The sequence below is a fragment of the Mycobacterium nebraskense genome (assembly GCF_002102255.1).
Taxonomy (GTDB): Bacteria; Actinomycetota; Actinomycetes; order Mycobacteriales; family Mycobacteriaceae; genus Mycobacterium; species Mycobacterium nebraskense.
The window spans coordinates 1-15664 of the sequence record NZ_LQPH01000019.1 but is presented as its reverse complement, the minus strand read 5'-3'; the positions used below and the strand labels follow the sequence as shown (position 1 = coordinate 15664).

Genomic DNA, 15664 nt, shown 5'->3' with positions numbered 1-15664 from the left:
GCCAAAGATAGTCCTATTTTCACCGATGATCACCCAATTCTTCCACGGTCCATCGCTTCACCATGGATGATGTGACGAAACATCATCCACATGACTACTTGCCCGCCGCCGGCCACGACGCGCTGCTGCCCTGCTACGACCTGATCTCACGCCTGCTGGGTATCAAAAGGGTTCACCAGGCCCTCATCGCGCAGGCCGAGCTCACCGACTGCCGTCGGGTCCTGGAAATCGGCTGCGGCACGGGGAATCTCATCATTCGGGCCAAACGCGACCATCCCCACCTGGACGCGGTCGGCTGCGACCCCGATCCGCGAGCGCTCGACCGGGCGCGGCGGAAGGCGAACGACGTCCGTTTCGAGCGCGGCTACGCCGAGCGGCTGCCCTACGCCGACGGCGAATTCGACAGGGTGCTGTCGTCGATGATGCTGCACCATGTCGACAGCCAGGCGAAAACCGCCGCGGCGCAAGAGATCTTCCGGGTCCTGCGTCCCGGCGGCAGGCTGCACCTGGTCGACATCGGCGGCGACATGACCGCCGACCACGGCCTGATGGCACGGCTCATCCGGCGCAGTCCCCACGCGGCCGGCAACCTCGGTGACGCGATTCCTCGACTGCTGACCGCGGCCGGATTTGACTGCACCGAGGTCGCATCGACCCGGCACCGCATTCTCGGGCGGTTGAACTACTACCGAGCCACGCGCCCCGCCTAGCGCTGATCGATAGCGACTTTCACCGCGCCACTGTCGCCCTGGTTGGCGATCGCCAGGAACGCGTCGCGCCACCGCTCGAGGGAGAAGGTGTGCGTCAGCATCGGGCGCAGGTCCACCCGGCCGGCAGCGACCAGGTCGAGGTAGTGGGCGATGGCGTGCTTGCGCTGCCCGGCAACCTCCTCGACACCGAAGGCATTCGACCCCACCAGGGCGATCTCCTTGAAATACAAGGGACTCCACTCCCACCGGCCTGGCGCATGGACACCGGCCTTCACCAGCGTCCCGCGCGAGCGCAGCACCCGGACCCCGACTTCGAACGTCTCCGGCTTGCCGACCGTGTCGTAGACGACATCGACCGCGCCGGGGTGGGCCATCGGCAGCCCCAGCAGCGGCTGCCGGAGCCGGCCACCGCCCCAGGCGACCAGCTCCTCGATGACGGCCAGGCGGGGTTCGTGCTCGAGCACCAACGCGGCCCCGAACGACCGGGCCAGCTCGGCCTGGGCCGAAAAGCGCGCCACCACCGCGACGGCCACGTCGGGGTAGAGCGCCCGCAAGATCGCGACCGCGCACAACCCCAGCGAGCCGGCCCCGTACACCAGGGCGCGGCCCGAGCGCGGGGGCGGGTGGCGGATGATCGCGTGCAGGGATACCGAAAACGGATCGGCGAACACGGCCATCTCGTCCGGAATCGAATCCGGCACACCGAAGAGCATGCTGTCGTGGGCGGGCATCCATTCCGCGTAACCGCCGGTCACATCGGCGGATACCCCGGTGTGGATGCCGGGCTTGATGTCCCCGTCGGTGAAGCTCCAGCACAGGCTGTAATCGCCGTCCTCGCACGCCGGGCAGGGCGGCTCGATGCCGCGGGGCCCGCAGGACAGCCACGGGTTGAGCACCACCCGCTGCCCCACCTCTAGCCCGCGGGCCTTGGGACCCAGCGCCACCACGTCGGCGACCACCTCGTGGCCCATGACTTGCGGGAAGGAACAGAAGGACGACATGGCGTTGTCGGCGTCGCCCTCGCCGAAGTCCATCAGGATCTGCTTGGAATCCGAGCCGCAGATGCCGGTCAGCCGCGGCCGAGTCAGCACCCAATCATCGTGCGGCAGTTGCGGTTCCGGCACCTGCCGCAGGGCGGTCGGGGTTCGGCCCAGGTTCGCCGTGAGCGTGTTGGCGCCGTCGGGAACCGCGAAAGGCTCCGGCGGCACGCCGTACACCAGCGCTTTCATCGCTGCGTCAGCCCCGCCGCGCCCGCAATGAACGCATCGAGGTCGGCGTTCTTGGCGTCGACGACCGCTTTCAGATCGGGCACGTAGTGCTCGAAGCCATCGCCGTCCAGCGCCGCGATGATGCCGTCGGCCACCACCTCGGCGGCCACCTTCGGCCCCCGGTAAAGGGGTTCCTCACTGCCCGGCTGGTCCCAGATCTCGGTGTCGACCGGACCCGGTTCGATCAGCTTCACCGACACCCCGGAGCCGTGCAGGTCCACGGCCATCGCCTCGCTCCACCCGCACAACGCGAACTTGCTTGCACAATAGGCGGATTCGTGGATGATTCCGAGCCGTCCCCCGACGCTCGACACGTTGACGATCAGGCCGGATCGGCGCGCCAGCATCCGCGGCAGTAAGGCCAGCGTCAGCCGCATCGGGGCGAAGAAGTTGACCCGCATGACGTCCTCGACCTCGTCCGGGGCCAGCGCGGTGACGGGCCGCCGCTTCGGAACGGCGGCGTTGTTGATCAGCACGTCGATCCCGCCGAGCGCATCCCAGGCCCGCGCGGCCAGGTCACCCAGGGCCGCCGTGTCGGCCAGATCGGCCACCCACATCGCCGACCCAGGCGAGGTGCGCCGGCAGTCGGCCAGCACCTCCTCGAGCCGGTCCCGGCGGCGCGCGACGAGCCCCACCACCGCCCACCGCCCGGCCAGCTGTCGCGCCAGGGCCGCCCCCAGTCCCGACGAAGCGCCCGTGATGAGTACCCGGTCACCCGCAGCCATCAGTCAAGGTTGCCGCGAATCGGGGGAAGCGTACAGTAGTGGAGGCTTGTTATATTAGCTAAATATTAGCCTAACTACTTCTGAACAGGGGAGAACTATGACTTCCACCAGGTATGAGGGCGACACCTGGGACCTGGCATCCAGCGTCGGCGTGACCGCGACGATGGTCGCCGCCGCCCGTGCGGTGGCCTCCCGCGCCGACCGTCCGCTGATCAACGATCCGTTCGCCGAGCCGCTGGTCCGGGCCGTCGGCGTGGACCTGCTCACCCGGCTGGCGACCGGCGAAGTGAAGCCGGACGAGCTGAACGACGTGCACGACGGCGCGACCGGGTCCGCCGGCGCGATGTCCCGCATGGCCGACAACATGGCGGTGCGCACCAAGTTCTTCGACGAGTTCTTCCTGGACGCGACGCGCGCGGGAATCACCCAGGCGGTGATCCTGGCCTCGGGGCTGGACGCCCGCGCCTACCGGCTGGCGTGGCCCGCCGGGACCGTGGTCTACGAGGTCGACCAGCCGCAGGTGATCGACTTCAAGTCGCGCACCCTGGCCGAGCTGGACGCCGCACCCACCGCCGACCGGCGCGTGGTGGCCATCGACCTGCGCGACGACTGGCCCGCCGCGCTGCGGGCGGCCGGATTCGACCCGTCCCGGCCGGCCGCGTGGAGCGCCGAGGGCCTGCTCGGCTACCTGCCCCCGGAGGCCCAGGACCGCCTGCTGGACACCATCACCGACCTCAGCGCGCCGGGCAGCCGGTTGGCGGTCGAAAGCGCGCCCAACCCCGAGCCCGGGGACGAGGACAAGATGCGCGAACGCATGCAGCACATTTCGGAACGCTGGCGTGCGCACGGTTTCGACCTGGACATGGCGGGCCTCGTCTACTTCGGCGATCGCAACGAGGCGGCCCCCTACCTCGGCGAGCGCGGTTGGTCGCTGCACGGGGTCAGCATCCGGGAGTTGTTCTCGGCCAACGGGCTTCCGCCGCTCGAGGACGACGACGTGCGTATGGGTGAGATGCTCTATGTGAGCGGCACGCTGGACAAGAAATAGGAACCATCGCATGACTATGGAATCGGGACGTACGGAAGGCGACAGCTGGGGACCCGCTTCCAGCGTGGGTGCCACGGCCACCATGGTCGCGGCATCCCGCGCGGTGGCGTCGCAGGGCCCCGATGCGCTCCTCGACGATCCGCTGGCCGACCCGCTCGTCCGGGCCGTCGGCCTGGAGCCCTTCATCCGCATCGTCGACGGACAGGTCGATTTCGAGGACGACCCGTTGTTCAACCGCAAGGCCCGGGCCGAGCAGATCACGGTTCGCACCCGGTTTTTCGACGACTTCTTCACCGGCGCCACCGAAGACGGTGTGCGGCAGGCGGTGATCCTGGCTTCCGGCCTGGACACCCGCGCCTACCGCTTGCGCTGGCCTGCGGGCACCGTGGTCTACGAGATCGACCAGCCGCAGGTCATCGGGTTCAAGACCGACACGCTGGCCGGCCTCGGCGCAGCCCCGACAGCCGAGCGCCGCGCGATCGCGATCGACCTGCGCGGCGACTGGCCGGCGGCATTGCGGGAAGGCGGATTTGACGTGACGCGGCCGACCGCGTGGAGCGCGGAAGGGCTGCTGCCCTACCTGCCGCCCGAGGCCCAGGACCGGTTGTTCGACAACATCACCGCGCTCAGCGCGCCGGGCAGCCGGGTGGCCACCGAACACGTGCCCGATCCCAACGCGTTCTCCGACGAGCGGCTGCAGCGCATCAGCGAACGGTGGCAGCGCTTCGGTTTCGACCTCAACGCGGCCGACCTGTTCTACCGGGGCGAACGCAACGTCGTCGTCGACTACCTGAGGACCCACGGCTGGCAGGTGACCACCCATCCGGCCCGGGAGTTGTTCGCGCAGAACGGTTTCGAATTCCCCGAGGACGAGATGTCGGCCACCTTCGGCGAGCTGAGCTACGTCGCCGCAACGCTGGCGTAGCGGGTTGGCTAGGGTTTCGACTATGTCACGCGCTCACGACGACGAGTGGGATCTGGCGTCCAGTGTGGGCGCGACCGCGACCATGGTGGCCGCCGGGCGCGCCATGGCGACGAAGGACCCCCGCGGCCTGATCCACGACCCGTTCGCCGAACCGCTGGTGCGCGCGGTCGGGGTGGACTTCTTCACCAAGATGATGGACGGCGAGCTCGACCTCGACGCGATCGAGAACGCTTCGCTGGTGCGTGTGCAGGCGATGGTCGACGGAATGGCGGTGCGCACCAAGTATTTCGACGACTACTTCCTCAACGCCACCGGCGGTGGAATCCGGCAGGTGGTGATCCTCGCATCCGGGTTGGACTCGCGCGCCTACCGGTTGCCCTGGCCGGACGGCACGGTGGTCTACGAGATCGACCAGCCCCGCGTGATCGAATTCAAGACGAGCACGTTGGCCGGGATCCGTGCGGAGCCGACCGCGACGCGGCGCACCGTGCCCATCGATCTGCGCGCCGACTGGCCGACCGCCCTGCGAGCGTCCGGGTTCGATACAACGGCACCGACCGCCTGGCTGGCCGAGGGTCTGCTGATCTACCTGCCGCCGGAGGCCCAGGACCGATTGTTCGACAACATCACCGCACTCAGCGCGCCCGGAAGCACGATCGCCACCGAATTCGTGCCCGGCATAGTCGATTTCGATGCCGACAGGGTGCGGGAGATGTCCGGTTCGTTCCGCGAGCACGGCGTGGACATCGACATGGCGTCACTGGTCTACGCCGGCGAGCGCAACCACGTCGTACACTATCTGCGGTCCAAGGGGTGGGACGTCGAAGGCACGACCCGAACGGAACTCTTCCGCCGCCAGGGCATCGAGGCGCCCGCGCCGGAAAACGACGACCCGCTCGGCGAGATCATCTTCATCAGCGGCGGGCTCACCGGGTAGTTTTTTAAAACCGCGACTGCCCCGGCCACAGCACGCTGGCGCCGCTCATCGACTGTTCGATGTTGTCCACAATGCCGCTGACCGTGCGGCCCAGCAGGGCGGCCAGCGCGTCCGGCAGTGACGCGGCGGCCGGTTGGGACGAGGCCCGGGGTCGCACCAGGTCCAGCAGCGAGGAGCTCGGATAGCTGACGATGCGGACATCGCTGTCCGCGTCCAAGCCGGCCAGGACCTTGGCCCGGCGCACCGCGGTGCGGAACCCGCCGAGTTCGTCGACCAGGCCGTGCTTGCACGCGTCGGCGCCGGTCCAGATTCGTCCCTGCGCAACACGATCGACGGCCTCGGCCGTCAAGTTGCGGGCTTCGGCGACCCGCTGCACGAAGTCCGCGTAGAACAGGTCCGCCTCGGCTTCTCGATGGGCCTGCTGCTCCGGCGTGAACGGCGCGTCGATCGACCAGGCGTCGGCATTGGCGTTGGTGCGCACGGTATCCGACCCGACCCCCAACCGTTCCAGCAGATCGCGGATCACCAGCTTGCCGGTGATCACACCGATCGAACCGGTCACCGTCGCCGGGTTGGCGACGATAGCGTCGGCCCCCATCGAGACGTAGTAACCGCCGGAAGCGGCGACCGCACCCATCGAAGCCACCACCGTCTTGCCGCGGTTGCGGGCCCTGGTCACCTCGCGCCAGATGCTCTCCGACGCGGTGATCGTGCCGCCGGGACTGTTCACCCGCAGCACGATCGCGGACACCGAGTCGTCGGCGCCTGCCTCCCGTAGTGCCGCCCCGATGGTGTCGCCACCGGCGGTAGCGGCACCGAACGGCAGGAACTGGGGCCCGCCGCGTCCGTCGACGATCATGCCGTCGAGGGTGATGACGGCCAGGGTCGGCTTGGGCCGACGGCCGGGAACCGACGGCTTGGGCGGCGCCAGCCGGGAGCGGGCCGCACCCGCGTAGCGCGCCAAGTACAGCCGCCGCGGCGCGGTGTCATCCGAAACATCTTTTACACCAACCAGTTCCGCTATGCGAGAGTAGGCTTCGTCGCGGAATCCGATCCGGTCGAGCAGGCCGGCGGCCACGGCGTCGTCGCGCAACAGCGGGGCGCGGTCGGCCAGCGCATCGAGCGCTCCCGGGTCGAGCTTGCGCGATTCGGCGATCGCCTGCCACGCCTGCTCCTGCAGGCTTTCCAGCATCCGGGTGACGGCCTCGCGGTGCGCCGTCGTGAAGCCGTGCTCGGTGAAACGATTTGCCGCCGACTTGTATTGGCCGCGCGCGACGAATTGGGGTTCGATCCCCGCCTTGTCGAAGGCGTCACGCAGGAAGGTGGCGTTGCTCGCGAAGCCGATCAGCCCGACGCTTCCCGACGGCTGCATCCAGACCTCGCGGAACGCCGAGGCCAGGTAGTAGGACAGCGTGCCCGGGTAGGTTTCGGCCCAGGCCAGCGACGGCTTCGCGGCGCTGAACGCGGCGATCGCCTCGCGCAGCTCCTGCACCGCCGCCGGCGGCGACGCCGCAAGTTGCACCCGGGCGATCAGGCCGGCGACCCGCGGGTCCTCGGCCGCGCGGTGGAGGGCGGCGACCGCGTCGCGCAGCGCCATCGGCCTCCCGCCGGTGAAGATCGCCAGCGGGTCGAACCCCGTCGCCTCCGGCGGCGCCGTACGCAGGTCGAGCTCGAGCACACAGCCGTTGGGCACGCCGTGGTGGCGGGCGGTGTCGACTCGGTCGGCCAGCGCGCGGACGTCGTCGACTCCGGGAATCGAGGGCAGGAAGGCGAACATGTCTGCAGCGTACCGACACCGCCGCCGTACGGTGGTGGGGTGAGGTTCTCCATCGCCATCCCCCAATTCGACTACGACCGGTTCGACGCCGACGGGCTGCGCGGGTACCTGGCCCGCGCCGAGGAGCTCGGGTTCGAGGGCGGCTGGGTGCTCGAGCAGATCATCGGGAACGCCCCGCTGCTGGCGCCGCTGGAGCTGCTGGCCTACTGCGCGGCCTGCACCGAGCGATTGCGCCTGGGGGTCGCCGTCCTGGTGACGTCACTGCACGATCCGCTGCAGTTGGCCTCTTCCGTCACTGCGGTCGACCGGCTCAGCCACGGCCGGTTGGACCTCGGCGTCGGAACCGGCGGCGGCTCCCGCAGGTTCGCCGCGTTCGGCGTCGAAAAGGACACGTACATCTCGTATTTCACCGAGGGCCTGAAACTGATGAAGGCGGCCTGGTCCGACGAACCCCGGGTGACCTTCCATGGCCGGTTCCGCGACGTCGACGACCTGCCCATTGCGCCCAAGCCGGTGCAGCGGCCGCACCCGCCCATCTGGTTCGGCGGCCTGGCCCCGAAGGCCCTGGCCCGGGCGGTCCGGCTCGGCGACTCGTTCCTGGGCGCCGGTTCGTCGACCACCGAGGCCTTCGCCGGAGCCGTCACCGTGGTGCGCCGTGAACTCGACGAACAGCGAAAGGACCAGGCACATTTCACCATCGGCAAACGCGTCTACCTCATGGTCGACGACGACGAGGCGCGGGCCCGCGAGCGAGTGCTCGCCGGGCTGCGGCGCATCTACGGCAAGATGCCGGGCGTCGAAGACGTTCCGGTTTCGGGCACACCCGACGACGTCGTGCGCGGGCTGCGTGAGGTGATCGACGCCGGCGCCGAGTACCTGCTGCTGAATCCCGTCGGCGTCGACGTCGGAGAGAACCGCGAGCAGATGGAACGCCTTGCCGCGGAGGTCATTCCGCGGCTGGGCTGATCAGAGCTCGGTGGCCGATCCGCCCGCGGCGGTGATCTTCTCGCGGGCGCTGCCGCTGAACTTGTGCGCGGTCAGGTCGACCTTGACGGTCAGCTTGCCGTCGCCGAGGACCTTGACCAACGCGTTCTTGCGGACCGCGCCCTTGGCCACCAACTCGTCCACGCCGATGGAACCGCCCTGCGGGAACAGCCGGTTGATGTCACCGACATTGACGATCTCGTACTCGGTGCGGAACCGATTCCGGAATCCCTTGAGCTTGGGCAGCCGCATGTGAATCGGCATCTGCCCACCTTCGAAAGTGGCCGGCACATTCTTGCGCGCCTTGGTGCCCTTGGTACCGCGGCCGGCCGTCTTGCCCTTCGAGCCCTCACCGCGACCGACTCGGGTGCGGGCGGTCTTCGAGCCGGGCGCGGGCTTCAGGTCGTGCAGCTTGATCGTCATTTCTTCTTCCCTCCGGTCCCGGCGGCTTGCGCCTCGGCCGGCTCCACCTCGACGAGGTGGTTGACCACCGCGATCAGGCCGCGGGTCTGTGGATTGTCCTCACGGATCACCGAGTGGCGGATCCGCCGCAGGCCCAGGGTGCGCAGGCTCTCCCGCTGCTTCCAACGGGCCCCGATGGTGCTGCGCACCTGGGTGATCTTCAGTTGGCTCATTGCTGTGCCGTTCCCTCTCGCGCGGCACTGGCGGCCAGCGCTTCGCTTTCCCTGCGCGCCTTCAGCATTCCGGCCGGGGCGACGTCCTCGATGGGCAGTCCGCGCCGGGCGGCCACCTCCTCGGGACGCTGCAGCAGCTTGAGCGCGGTGACGGTGGCGTGCACCACGTTGATCGCATTGTCGCTGCCCAATGACTTGGCCAGGATGTCGCGGACCCCAGCGCATTCCAGCACCGCACGCACCGCGCCGCCGGCGATCACACCGGTACCCGGGCTGGCCGGGCGCAGCAGGACCACGCCGGCGGCCGCTTCACCCTGTACCGGGTGCGTGATGGTGCCGCCGATCAACGGCACGCGGAAGAAGCTCTTGCGCGCCTCCTCCACGCCCTTGGCGATGGCGGCCGGAACTTCCTTGGCCTTGCCATAGCCGACGCCGACCATGCCGTTGCCGTCGCCCACGATGACCAGTGCGGTGAAGCTGAAGCGCCTACCACCCTTGACCACCTTGGAGACACGGTTGATGGCGACGACCCGCTCGAGGTAGTTGCTCTTGTCGCCGTCGCGGTCGCGGCCACCACGCCCGCCACCATCGCGCCGACCGCGGCTATCGCGGTCACCGCGGTCACCGCGCGAGTCGCGGCTGTCTGGGGCGCCCTGCCCGCCGGCCGACTGTTCCGCCATTATGCGGTCCTTCCAGTCTTGTTCGAGGTCTCGATCATCTAAAAACTCAATCCGTTCTCGCGTGCGGCGTCGGCCAGCGCCGCGATCCGTCCGCCGTAGGTGTACCCGCCGCGGTCGAACACCGCGGTGTCGACGCCGGCGGCCTTGGCGCGCTCGGCGATCAATTGGCCCACCCGCACGCTGCGGGCCTTCTTGTCACCCTGCAGCCCGCGCACGTCGTCCTCGATTGAAGAGGCGGCGGCCACCGTGGTGCCGTTCTCGTCGTTGACCAGTTGCACGTGGATGTGTCGTGCGGATCGGTTGACGACGAGCCGCGGGCGCTCCGGGGTGCCCGTGACCTTCTTGCGCAGCCGGGCATGCCTACGCAGCCGAGAGACCCGGCGAGTTGCGGATACGCTCTGCCCCACGGGCTTTCGCGCGGCGGTGTCAGCTTGTTTTTGCGCCATGACTACTTACCTGTCTTTCCGACCTTGCGGCGGATCTGCTCACCCTCGTAGCGCACGCCCTTGCCCTTGTACGGGTCGGGGCGGCGCAGGCGGCGGATGTTCGCCGAGATCTGGCCGACCTTTTGCTTGTCGATCCCGGAGATCGAGAACTTCGTCGGTGACTGGACCGCGAACGTGATGCCCTCGGGCGCCTCGATAACCACAGGATGGCTGTAGCCCAGCGCGAACTCGAGGTTGGCGCCCTTGAGCTGCACGCGGTAACCGACTCCGAAGATCTCCATCTTGGTGGTGTACCCCTCGGTCACGCCGGTGACCAGGTTGGAGACCAGGGTGCGCGACAGCCCGTGCAGCGAGCGGTTGCGCCGCTCGTCGTTCGGGCGGGTGACCACGATCGCGCCGTCGTCGTTGCGCGCCACCGCAATCGGCTCGGCGACCGTCAAATTCAGGCTGCCCTTGGGCCCCTTCACCGAGACGTGCTGGCCCTCGATCGTTACGTCGACTCCGGTGGGAACCGGAACCGGCTGCTTACCAATGCGCGACATGTCTACTCCCTCACCACACGTACGCGAGGACTTCGCCGCCCACGCCCTGTCTGGCTGCCTGACGATCGGTCAGCAGGCCCGAGGAGGTCGAGATGATCGCCACGCCCAGGCCGCCGAGAACGCGCGGCAGGTTGGTGGATTTCGCATACACCCGCAGACCGGGCTTGGACACTCGCCGCAACCCGGCGATGCTGCGCTCCCGGCTCGGGCCGTACTTGAGCTGAACGATCAGCGACTTGCCCACCCGAGCGTCTTCGGTCCGGTAATCGCTGATGTAGCCCTCGGTCTTGAGGATCTGGGCGATGTTGGCCTTGATCTTGGAGTGCGGCAACGTCACCTCGTCGTGATACGCCGAGTTGGCGTTGCGCAGACGTGTCAAGAAGTCTGCGATTGGGTCCGTCATGGTCATGACAGCGTTGGTACCTTCCTCGCGGTGGTTCCCGGTCCGGGCCTGTCGCGCGCCTGTTTTGGGTTGGTCTTGGGGTCCTGGCTGTTACCAGCTGCTCTTCTGCACGCCGGGCAGCTCGCCCGCGTGCGCCATCTCGCGCAGGCAGATCCTGCACAGGCCGAATTTGCGGAAGACCGCGCGCGGGCGGCCGCACCTGTTGCAGCGCGTGTAGCCGCGCACCGCGAACTTCGGCTTGCGTGCGGCCTTGTTGACCAGTGCCTTCTTCGCCATCTGCTCAGTTCTCCTTGAAGGGAAAGCCGAGGGCCCGCAACAGCGCTCGTCCTTCGTCGTCGGTCGTCGCCGAGGTGACGACGTTGATGTCCATGCCGCGGACCCGGTCGATCTTGTCCACGTCGATCTCGTGGAATACCGACTGCTCGGCCAGCCCGAACGTGTAGTTGCCGACACCGTCGAACTGCTTGGGCGAAAGCCCGCGGAAGTCGCGGATACGCGGCAGCGCGATCGAGGTGAGACGGTCGAGGAACTCCCACATCCGGTCCCCCCGCAGGGTGACCCGGGCGCCGATGGGCATGCCCTCACGCAGCTTGAACTGCGCGATGGACTTGCGCGCCCTGCGGATCTCCGGCCGCTGCCCGGTGATCGCCGCCAAGTCGCTGACCGCGCCGTTGATCAGCTTCGCGTCTCGCGCCGCATCGCCGACGCCCATGTTGACAACGACCTTGGTCACGGTCGGGATCTGCATGACGTTGGCGTAGCCGAACTGCTGCTGCAACGAATCACGAATCTCGTTGCGGTAGCGCTCTTTCAGGCGCGGCTGAACCTTCTCTGCAGTAGTCATCAGACGTCCTTGCCGTTGCGCTTGGAGATGCGGACCCGCTTGCCGGTTTCCTCGTCGACCCGGTAACCGACGCGAGCGGGCTTACCGTCCGAGTCGACCACCATCACGTTGGAGACGTGGATCGGGGCTTCCTGGGTGACGATTCCGCCGGACTGGGCTCCGCGTTGGTTGCTCGAGATCGCGGTGTGCTTCTTGATCCGGTTGACGCCCTCGACCAGCACCCGGTTGCGTTCCGGGTAGGCCTGCAAGACCTTGCCCTTGGCCCCTTTGTCTTTGCCGGCAATGACCAAGACGGTGTCGCCTTTGCGGACCTTCATTTACAACACCTCCGGGGCAAGCGAGATGATCTTCATGAACCGCTTCTCACGCAGTTCGCGGCCGACGGGGCCGAAAATGCGCGTACCGCGCGGGTCGTTGTCGGGCTTGATGATCACCGCGGCGTTCTCGTCGAACTTGATGTAGCTGCCGTCCGGGCGGCGACGCTCCTTGACCGTGCGTACCACGACGGCCTTGACGACATCCCCACGCTTGACGTTGCCCCCGGGAATGGCGTCCTTGACGGTGGCGACGATGACATCTCCGATGCCGGCGTAGCGTCGCGACGAACCGCCGAGCACCCGGATGCACAAGATCTCCTTGGCGCCGGTGTTGTCGGCGACCTTCAGCCGCGATTCCTGCTGAATCACTCGATCTCCTGACCTGGTTACGTGTGCACGGCAGGAGGCAAGCCACAGCCCACCAAAAAAACCTGACATGCGCGGTCTTTGTCACCGAAGGGCACGCGGGGCCGATTCGCACCGGCCGAGGTCTGCCCAAGGCAACCCCTAGAGTCTAGGGGACGACCAGCTCAGAGCCAAATTCGCGGCCGAGGCGGGTTCAAGGAGCCGTTTCTCCGATTCTCCGGATATCGCCCAGGTGGTGCACACCTTCGTGCATCGCCTGGCGCACGAACCAGCGGGCTGTGCGCTGCTCGCCCGGCAACCGGGTCGCGGTGCGGTCCCAGTCGTGATCTCCGATGCGCGCGACTTCGTCGCGGAAGCCCGCCACGGCGGCCGCCAGCTCGTCGAGCGTGGCATCGACGTCGCAATCGTTGTACCGGAAGCGCCGGGCCCGCAGATCGTTGAACATCGGCTCCAGGGCGGGCCGGTGCTCGGTGCGGACGCGGTGCAGCCGGATGGTGAAGCTGATGTAGACATCGCGCAGGTGGCAGAGGTACTCGGCGACCGACCACACGTCGGGACCGGGCCGTATCCGTCGCACCTCAGGCGAGATCGCGGAGACCACCTCCCGAACGGCGTCGGGCAGATCGGCGATGACGCCGACCGCGTCGTCGACCCGAGTGTCCGAATAACTCAACCCACAGGCAGCACAGACGTGGTCTTCGTCAGCCAACGGGGGCAGCGACGCGGGCATGGAGCAATCTTCCACCTAGAAGGGTGGTGGGTCTTCGTCGCCGGTGGGCCGTTTCCTAAGCTTTTTCTGCGCCCACCAACCAGGCGGTTACGTCGTAAGAAGTAGGGCCGTCAGTAGCCGTTATTCTTTTGCACGAGACAAAACTCGACGTGCCAGGGGCCAGGTTGTAGACGTATCGATCGTCGAACTCCTCAGTACCCTTATTGCGTTGAACCGCCACGGTCGCGCGGATCGAAGCATCCTTCAAGTCGTTGATCACGTGCCAGGAAAAAAAGCCGCCGCATGTGTTGTCCGGCCAGCTTTGCACCGAAGCTAGGTGGTTTGGGTCGACGGTGTCGGCCAACGCGGCCTCCGGCGCGCCGACGGCCGGGACGCAAACGGCGAGTAACGCAACACCTTTAGCGACGCATCTCACGATCATGCTCTCCAAGATTAGGCACATATCGTACCGCCAAAGCCGCTCGAAGAGCTCATCAAATCGGGCGCTTTCACCGGCCCGCCTAAGAGGAATCGCCGCCGTGCTGCTCCCAAACCGGTCGGTGGCCAGCAACTGCACCAGCCGCGTCCTGTTAGCGCTGGTCTGCGCGGGATTGACCACCGCCGCGGAGGTAAATGCCGTCGCGGCGGCTTCCGGCCGAGGTGGCCATTTGCTGAGCCTGCTGCGGTCACGGCCTTATATAGACGGTCGCCGAGGCGCGACGGTACCGCTTCTGGTTGCGCTCAGGCCGAACGGAACTAGAACGGTGGTGGGTCTTCGTCGCCAGTGGCGTCGCGTGGCAGGTATTGGGTGGTGTGGCTTGCTTGTTGGCGTGCTTGGCGGGCCGTTCGGTTGTGGCGGCGTTCGGCGGCGATGCGGGTGGCGCGGTCGTGGGCGCGGGTGCGGCGTCGTCGCGGCATCATGGCGGTGCGTTGGCCGCAGTAGTCCGGCGCCAGGTCGGCTTCGGGGGCCGCGATCGCGCCGGTGGCCCGACACAGGCTGGGGAACAGCAGCGCGCTGCCCGGGGTGGTGACATAGGTGCGCCCGGCCGGTGAGGTCAGGATCAGCGTCGCGTCGGGCAGCTGCTGTTCGCTCCAGCCCCAAAACGTTTTCACCAAATGATGAGTGCGGCAATAACACTTGAGGTTGGAGGCATGCGTGGGACCGCCTGTGCCGTAGGGGATGGTGTGGTCGATGTCGCAGGCCACCGCCGGGCAGTCACAGCCCGGCCAGCGGCAGGTCAAATCCCGGCACCGCACGAAATCGGCCAACGCCTGGGAGGGCACATAGCCCTTCTCCGGTGGGGCGTCGCCGGGGTGGACCAACGGCGTGAGTCTGGCCGACGCGGCCAACTCGGCGATCAGCTCGGGCGGGATCAACCCGTCAGCGTTGAGTTCGGAGGCCGGCGCCGCGCCGCCATCAAGGGTGGCCTGCTCGGCGATCACATGAATCACCACCGGACTGGCCGCTGGCCGGGTGCCGGCCGCGCAGTCAGCCCTTCCGCAGCGGCAGGCTAGCCGGTCGGCCCCGCCGGCCAGGGCCCCCAACGCATCGGCGCGGCACTGTTCGCGGCTGCGCGGATCATGGGCACACACGGTGGCCGCCAACGCGTTCAGCCGCTCATCCAACGCGTGGGCGTCCGGGCTGAACAGGGCGCCCTCGATGCGCGCCAACCCCTCCCCCATATCGCCGATCCAAACCTCGCGGCCCGCCGCGCGTTCCCGGCGCCGGCGCACCGCGTCGGCATCCGCGCCCGCCACAACCTTGTCCACCTGGGCGGCCAACCGGGCCCGGGTCAACGACGGCCACCGCCCCACTTTGGCGGCCAGCGTGGCGTCCACGGCCGCCAACACCTCGGCATCGGTGATCAAATCGGTGCGAAACACCAACGTCGCCACCATCCGAAAATCGATGTCCCCGGCGGCGAACACCTCCCCCACCTGCGGCAGCCGCTCGCGCAGCGCCCGGGCATAACGCACCCGGCTGGCCGCCAACCCCTGGCTGATCCGCAACTCCGCGGCCACCTCGGCCGCCACCGCCGCCTCGGTGTCCACCGCCCAGTCCTCGGTCTCAGCACACCGCGACAGCCGATAGGCGAACAACCGCCCGATCGCGGCCAACTGCCCGGCCACCGCCCGATTCTCCGCACGCACGCATCCGCCGGCCTCGGCCAGGAATCCCGCCGACTCCGCCGTCTTCGAGGGATACCGCCGCTCGAACACCTCATCAAACCCGGCGATCACCTCCGGCGACGAGGCCTTTGCTTCGAACATGTGTACTGCTTATCTGCTTAAGTGGACTAGCGGCCTAGAATTCTCCAAATATGTTGCTAGGCAAGGCTTCTAAAGCA

20 protein-coding genes and 1 pseudogene are annotated in these 15664 nt (G+C 67.9%); 5 read left to right on the top strand and 16 right to left on the bottom strand.

The window, feature by feature from the left end:
* Nucleotides 1–71 precede the first annotated feature (71 nt).
* Nucleotides 72–710: a class I SAM-dependent methyltransferase gene (locus AWC17_RS02580; protein ID WP_372517372.1), complete on the top strand. Its 639-nt coding sequence runs from the start codon at nucleotides 72–74 to the stop codon at nucleotides 708–710.
* On the opposite strand, the gene AWC17_RS02575 is transcribed toward AWC17_RS02580, so the two are convergent.
* On the bottom strand, nucleotides 707–1939 hold the full coding sequence (locus AWC17_RS02575) for a zinc-dependent alcohol dehydrogenase (RefSeq protein WP_046185943.1): 1233 nt from the start codon (nucleotides 1937–1939) through the stop codon (nucleotides 707–709). The genes AWC17_RS02580 and AWC17_RS02575 overlap by 4 nt on opposite strands.
* Nucleotides 1936–2703 carry an SDR family NAD(P)-dependent oxidoreductase gene (locus AWC17_RS02570; protein ID WP_085164213.1) on the bottom strand — a complete coding sequence of 256 codons (768 nt, stop codon included), beginning with the start codon at nucleotides 2701–2703 and terminating at the stop codon, nucleotides 1936–1938. Before AWC17_RS02570 ends, AWC17_RS02575 begins: the two co-directional genes overlap by 4 nt.
* A 97-nt stretch (nucleotides 2704–2800) precedes the next feature.
* Here AWC17_RS02570 and AWC17_RS02565 point away from each other — a divergent pair, with 97 nt between their 5' ends.
* From AWC17_RS02565 to AWC17_RS02555, 3 genes are read left to right on the top strand one after another with little or no spacing between them, the layout of a single operon-like run.
* The gene (locus AWC17_RS02565; protein ID WP_047322588.1) at nucleotides 2801–3751 is read left to right on the top strand and encodes a class I SAM-dependent methyltransferase; all 951 of its coding nucleotides are present in this window, start codon (nucleotides 2801–2803) and stop codon (nucleotides 3749–3751) included.
* Between the two features lie 16 nt (nucleotides 3752–3767).
* A complete protein-coding gene (locus AWC17_RS02560) occupies nucleotides 3768–4676 on the top strand; it encodes a class I SAM-dependent methyltransferase (RefSeq protein WP_046186833.1) in 909 nt (302 codons plus the stop codon).
* A 22-nt stretch (nucleotides 4677–4698) separates the two neighbouring features.
* Nucleotides 4699–5613: a class I SAM-dependent methyltransferase gene (locus AWC17_RS02555; RefSeq protein WP_046186834.1), complete on the top strand. Its 915-nt coding sequence runs from the start codon at nucleotides 4699–4701 to the stop codon at nucleotides 5611–5613.
* A 4-nt stretch (nucleotides 5614–5617) separates the two neighbouring features.
* On the opposite strand, the gene sppA is transcribed toward AWC17_RS02555, so the two are convergent.
* Nucleotides 5618–7390, bottom strand: a complete 1773-nt coding sequence (gene sppA, locus AWC17_RS02550; protein ID WP_085164211.1) for a signal peptide peptidase SppA — start codon at nucleotides 7388–7390, stop codon at nucleotides 5618–5620.
* A 39-nt stretch (nucleotides 7391–7429) separates the two neighbouring features.
* Between sppA and AWC17_RS02545 the strand changes: the two genes are divergently transcribed.
* Entirely contained in the window at nucleotides 7430–8356 is a 927-nt protein-coding gene (locus AWC17_RS02545) for an LLM class flavin-dependent oxidoreductase (protein WP_046185990.1), read from the top strand.
* Here AWC17_RS02545 and rplO read toward each other — a convergent pair whose 3' ends face one another.
* The 13 genes and pseudogenes from rplO to AWC17_RS02480 form a co-directional block, all read right to left on the bottom strand.
* Nucleotides 8357–8797, bottom strand: coding sequence for a 50S ribosomal protein L15 (gene rplO, locus AWC17_RS02540; protein ID WP_046185989.1), 441 nt, complete (start codon nucleotides 8795–8797; stop codon nucleotides 8357–8359).
* Nucleotides 8794–9009, bottom strand: coding sequence for a 50S ribosomal protein L30 (rpmD, locus tag AWC17_RS02535; RefSeq protein ID WP_046185988.1), 216 nt, complete (start codon nucleotides 9007–9009; stop codon nucleotides 8794–8796). Before rpmD ends, rplO begins: the two co-directional genes overlap by 4 nt.
* Nucleotides 9006–9689 carry a 30S ribosomal protein S5 gene (gene rpsE, locus AWC17_RS02530; protein ID WP_046185987.1) on the bottom strand — a complete coding sequence of 228 codons (684 nt, stop codon included), beginning with the start codon at nucleotides 9687–9689 and terminating at the stop codon, nucleotides 9006–9008. The genes rpmD and rpsE overlap by 4 nt, the downstream gene beginning before the upstream one ends.
* A 38-nt stretch (nucleotides 9690–9727) precedes the next feature.
* Nucleotides 9728–10096: a 50S ribosomal protein L18 gene (gene rplR / locus AWC17_RS02525; protein ID WP_052742823.1), complete on the bottom strand. Its 369-nt coding sequence runs from the start codon at nucleotides 10094–10096 to the stop codon at nucleotides 9728–9730.
* Between the two features lie 41 nt (nucleotides 10097–10137).
* The gene (gene rplF, locus AWC17_RS02520; protein WP_046185985.1) at nucleotides 10138–10677 is read right to left on the bottom strand and encodes a 50S ribosomal protein L6; all 540 of its coding nucleotides are present in this window, start codon (nucleotides 10675–10677) and stop codon (nucleotides 10138–10140) included.
* 10 nt (nucleotides 10678–10687) lie between these two features.
* Nucleotides 10688–11086: a 30S ribosomal protein S8 gene (gene rpsH, locus AWC17_RS02515; RefSeq protein ID WP_046185984.1), complete on the bottom strand. Its 399-nt coding sequence runs from the start codon at nucleotides 11084–11086 to the stop codon at nucleotides 10688–10690.
* A gap of 84 nt (nucleotides 11087–11170) precedes the next feature.
* Nucleotides 11171–11356 carry a type Z 30S ribosomal protein S14 gene (locus AWC17_RS02510; protein WP_007167851.1) on the bottom strand — a complete coding sequence of 62 codons (186 nt, stop codon included), beginning with the start codon at nucleotides 11354–11356 and terminating at the stop codon, nucleotides 11171–11173.
* A gap of 4 nt (nucleotides 11357–11360) precedes the next feature.
* Entirely contained in the window at nucleotides 11361–11924 is a 564-nt protein-coding gene (gene rplE / locus AWC17_RS02505; RefSeq protein ID WP_046185983.1) for a 50S ribosomal protein L5, read from the bottom strand.
* Complete coding sequence (gene rplX / locus AWC17_RS02500) at nucleotides 11924–12241, bottom strand: 50S ribosomal protein L24 (protein ID WP_046185982.1); 318 nt, start codon at nucleotides 12239–12241, stop codon at nucleotides 11924–11926. The genes rplE and rplX overlap by 1 nt, the downstream gene beginning before the upstream one ends.
* Complete coding sequence (gene rplN, locus AWC17_RS02495) at nucleotides 12242–12610, bottom strand: 50S ribosomal protein L14 (RefSeq protein ID WP_003403649.1); 369 nt, start codon at nucleotides 12608–12610, stop codon at nucleotides 12242–12244.
* Between the two features lie 190 nt (nucleotides 12611–12800).
* On the bottom strand, nucleotides 12801–13337 hold the full coding sequence (locus AWC17_RS02490; RefSeq protein ID WP_046185981.1) for a DinB family protein: 537 nt from the start codon (nucleotides 13335–13337) through the stop codon (nucleotides 12801–12803).
* A gap of 508 nt (nucleotides 13338–13845) precedes the next feature.
* A pseudogene (locus AWC17_RS33260) lies at nucleotides 13846–13999 on the bottom strand (PPE domain-containing protein); the annotation flags it as partial.
* Nucleotides 14000–14072: 73 nt separating this feature from the next.
* The gene (locus tag AWC17_RS02480) at nucleotides 14073–15587 is read right to left on the bottom strand and encodes an HNH endonuclease signature motif containing protein (protein WP_085164207.1); all 1515 of its coding nucleotides are present in this window, start codon (nucleotides 15585–15587) and stop codon (nucleotides 14073–14075) included.
* Nucleotides 15588–15664 lie beyond the last annotated feature (77 nt).

Excerpts from the sequence above, each read along its gene's own strand:
- AWC17_RS02575 (WP_046185943.1), bottom strand. The coding sequence starts at position 1,939 with ATGAAAGCGCTGGTGTACGGCGTGCCGCCGGAGCCTTTCGCGGTTCCC.
- AWC17_RS02570 (WP_085164213.1), bottom strand. The coding sequence starts at position 2,703 with ATGGCTGCGGGTGACCGGGTACTCATCACGGGCGCTTCGTCGGGACTG.
- AWC17_RS02565 (WP_047322588.1), top strand. The coding sequence starts at position 2,801 with ATGACTTCCACCAGGTATGAGGGCGACACCTGGGACCTGGCATCCAGC.
- AWC17_RS02560 (WP_046186833.1), top strand. The coding sequence starts at position 3,768 with ATGGAATCGGGACGTACGGAAGGCGACAGCTGGGGACCCGCTTCCAGC.
- AWC17_RS02555 (WP_046186834.1), top strand. The coding sequence starts at position 4,699 with ATGTCACGCGCTCACGACGACGAGTGGGATCTGGCGTCCAGTGTGGGC.
- sppA (WP_085164211.1), bottom strand. The coding sequence starts at position 7,390 with ATGTTCGCCTTCCTGCCCTCGATTCCCGGAGTCGACGACGTCCGCGCG.
- rplO (WP_046185989.1), bottom strand. The coding sequence starts at position 8,797 with ATGACGATCAAGCTGCACGACCTGAAGCCCGCGCCCGGCTCGAAGACC.
- rpmD (WP_046185988.1), bottom strand. The coding sequence starts at position 9,009 with ATGAGCCAACTGAAGATCACCCAGGTGCGCAGCACCATCGGGGCCCGT.
- rpsE (WP_046185987.1), bottom strand. The coding sequence starts at position 9,689 with ATGGCGGAACAGTCGGCCGGCGGGCAGGGCGCCCCAGACAGCCGCGAC.
- rplF (WP_046185985.1), bottom strand. The coding sequence starts at position 10,677 with ATGTCGCGCATTGGTAAGCAGCCGGTTCCGGTTCCCACCGGAGTCGAC.
- rpsH (WP_046185984.1), bottom strand. The coding sequence starts at position 11,086 with ATGACCATGACGGACCCAATCGCAGACTTCTTGACACGTCTGCGCAAC.
- AWC17_RS02510 (WP_007167851.1), bottom strand. The coding sequence starts at position 11,356 with ATGGCGAAGAAGGCACTGGTCAACAAGGCCGCACGCAAGCCGAAGTTC.
- rplE (WP_046185983.1), bottom strand. The coding sequence starts at position 11,924 with ATGACTACTGCAGAGAAGGTTCAGCCGCGCCTGAAAGAGCGCTACCGC.
- rplX (WP_046185982.1), bottom strand. The coding sequence starts at position 12,241 with ATGAAGGTCCGCAAAGGCGACACCGTCTTGGTCATTGCCGGCAAAGAC.
- AWC17_RS02490 (WP_046185981.1), bottom strand. The coding sequence starts at position 13,337 with ATGCCCGCGTCGCTGCCCCCGTTGGCTGACGAAGACCACGTCTGTGCT.
- AWC17_RS02480 (WP_085164207.1), bottom strand. The coding sequence starts at position 15,587 with ATGTTCGAAGCAAAGGCCTCGTCGCCGGAGGTGATCGCCGGGTTTGAT.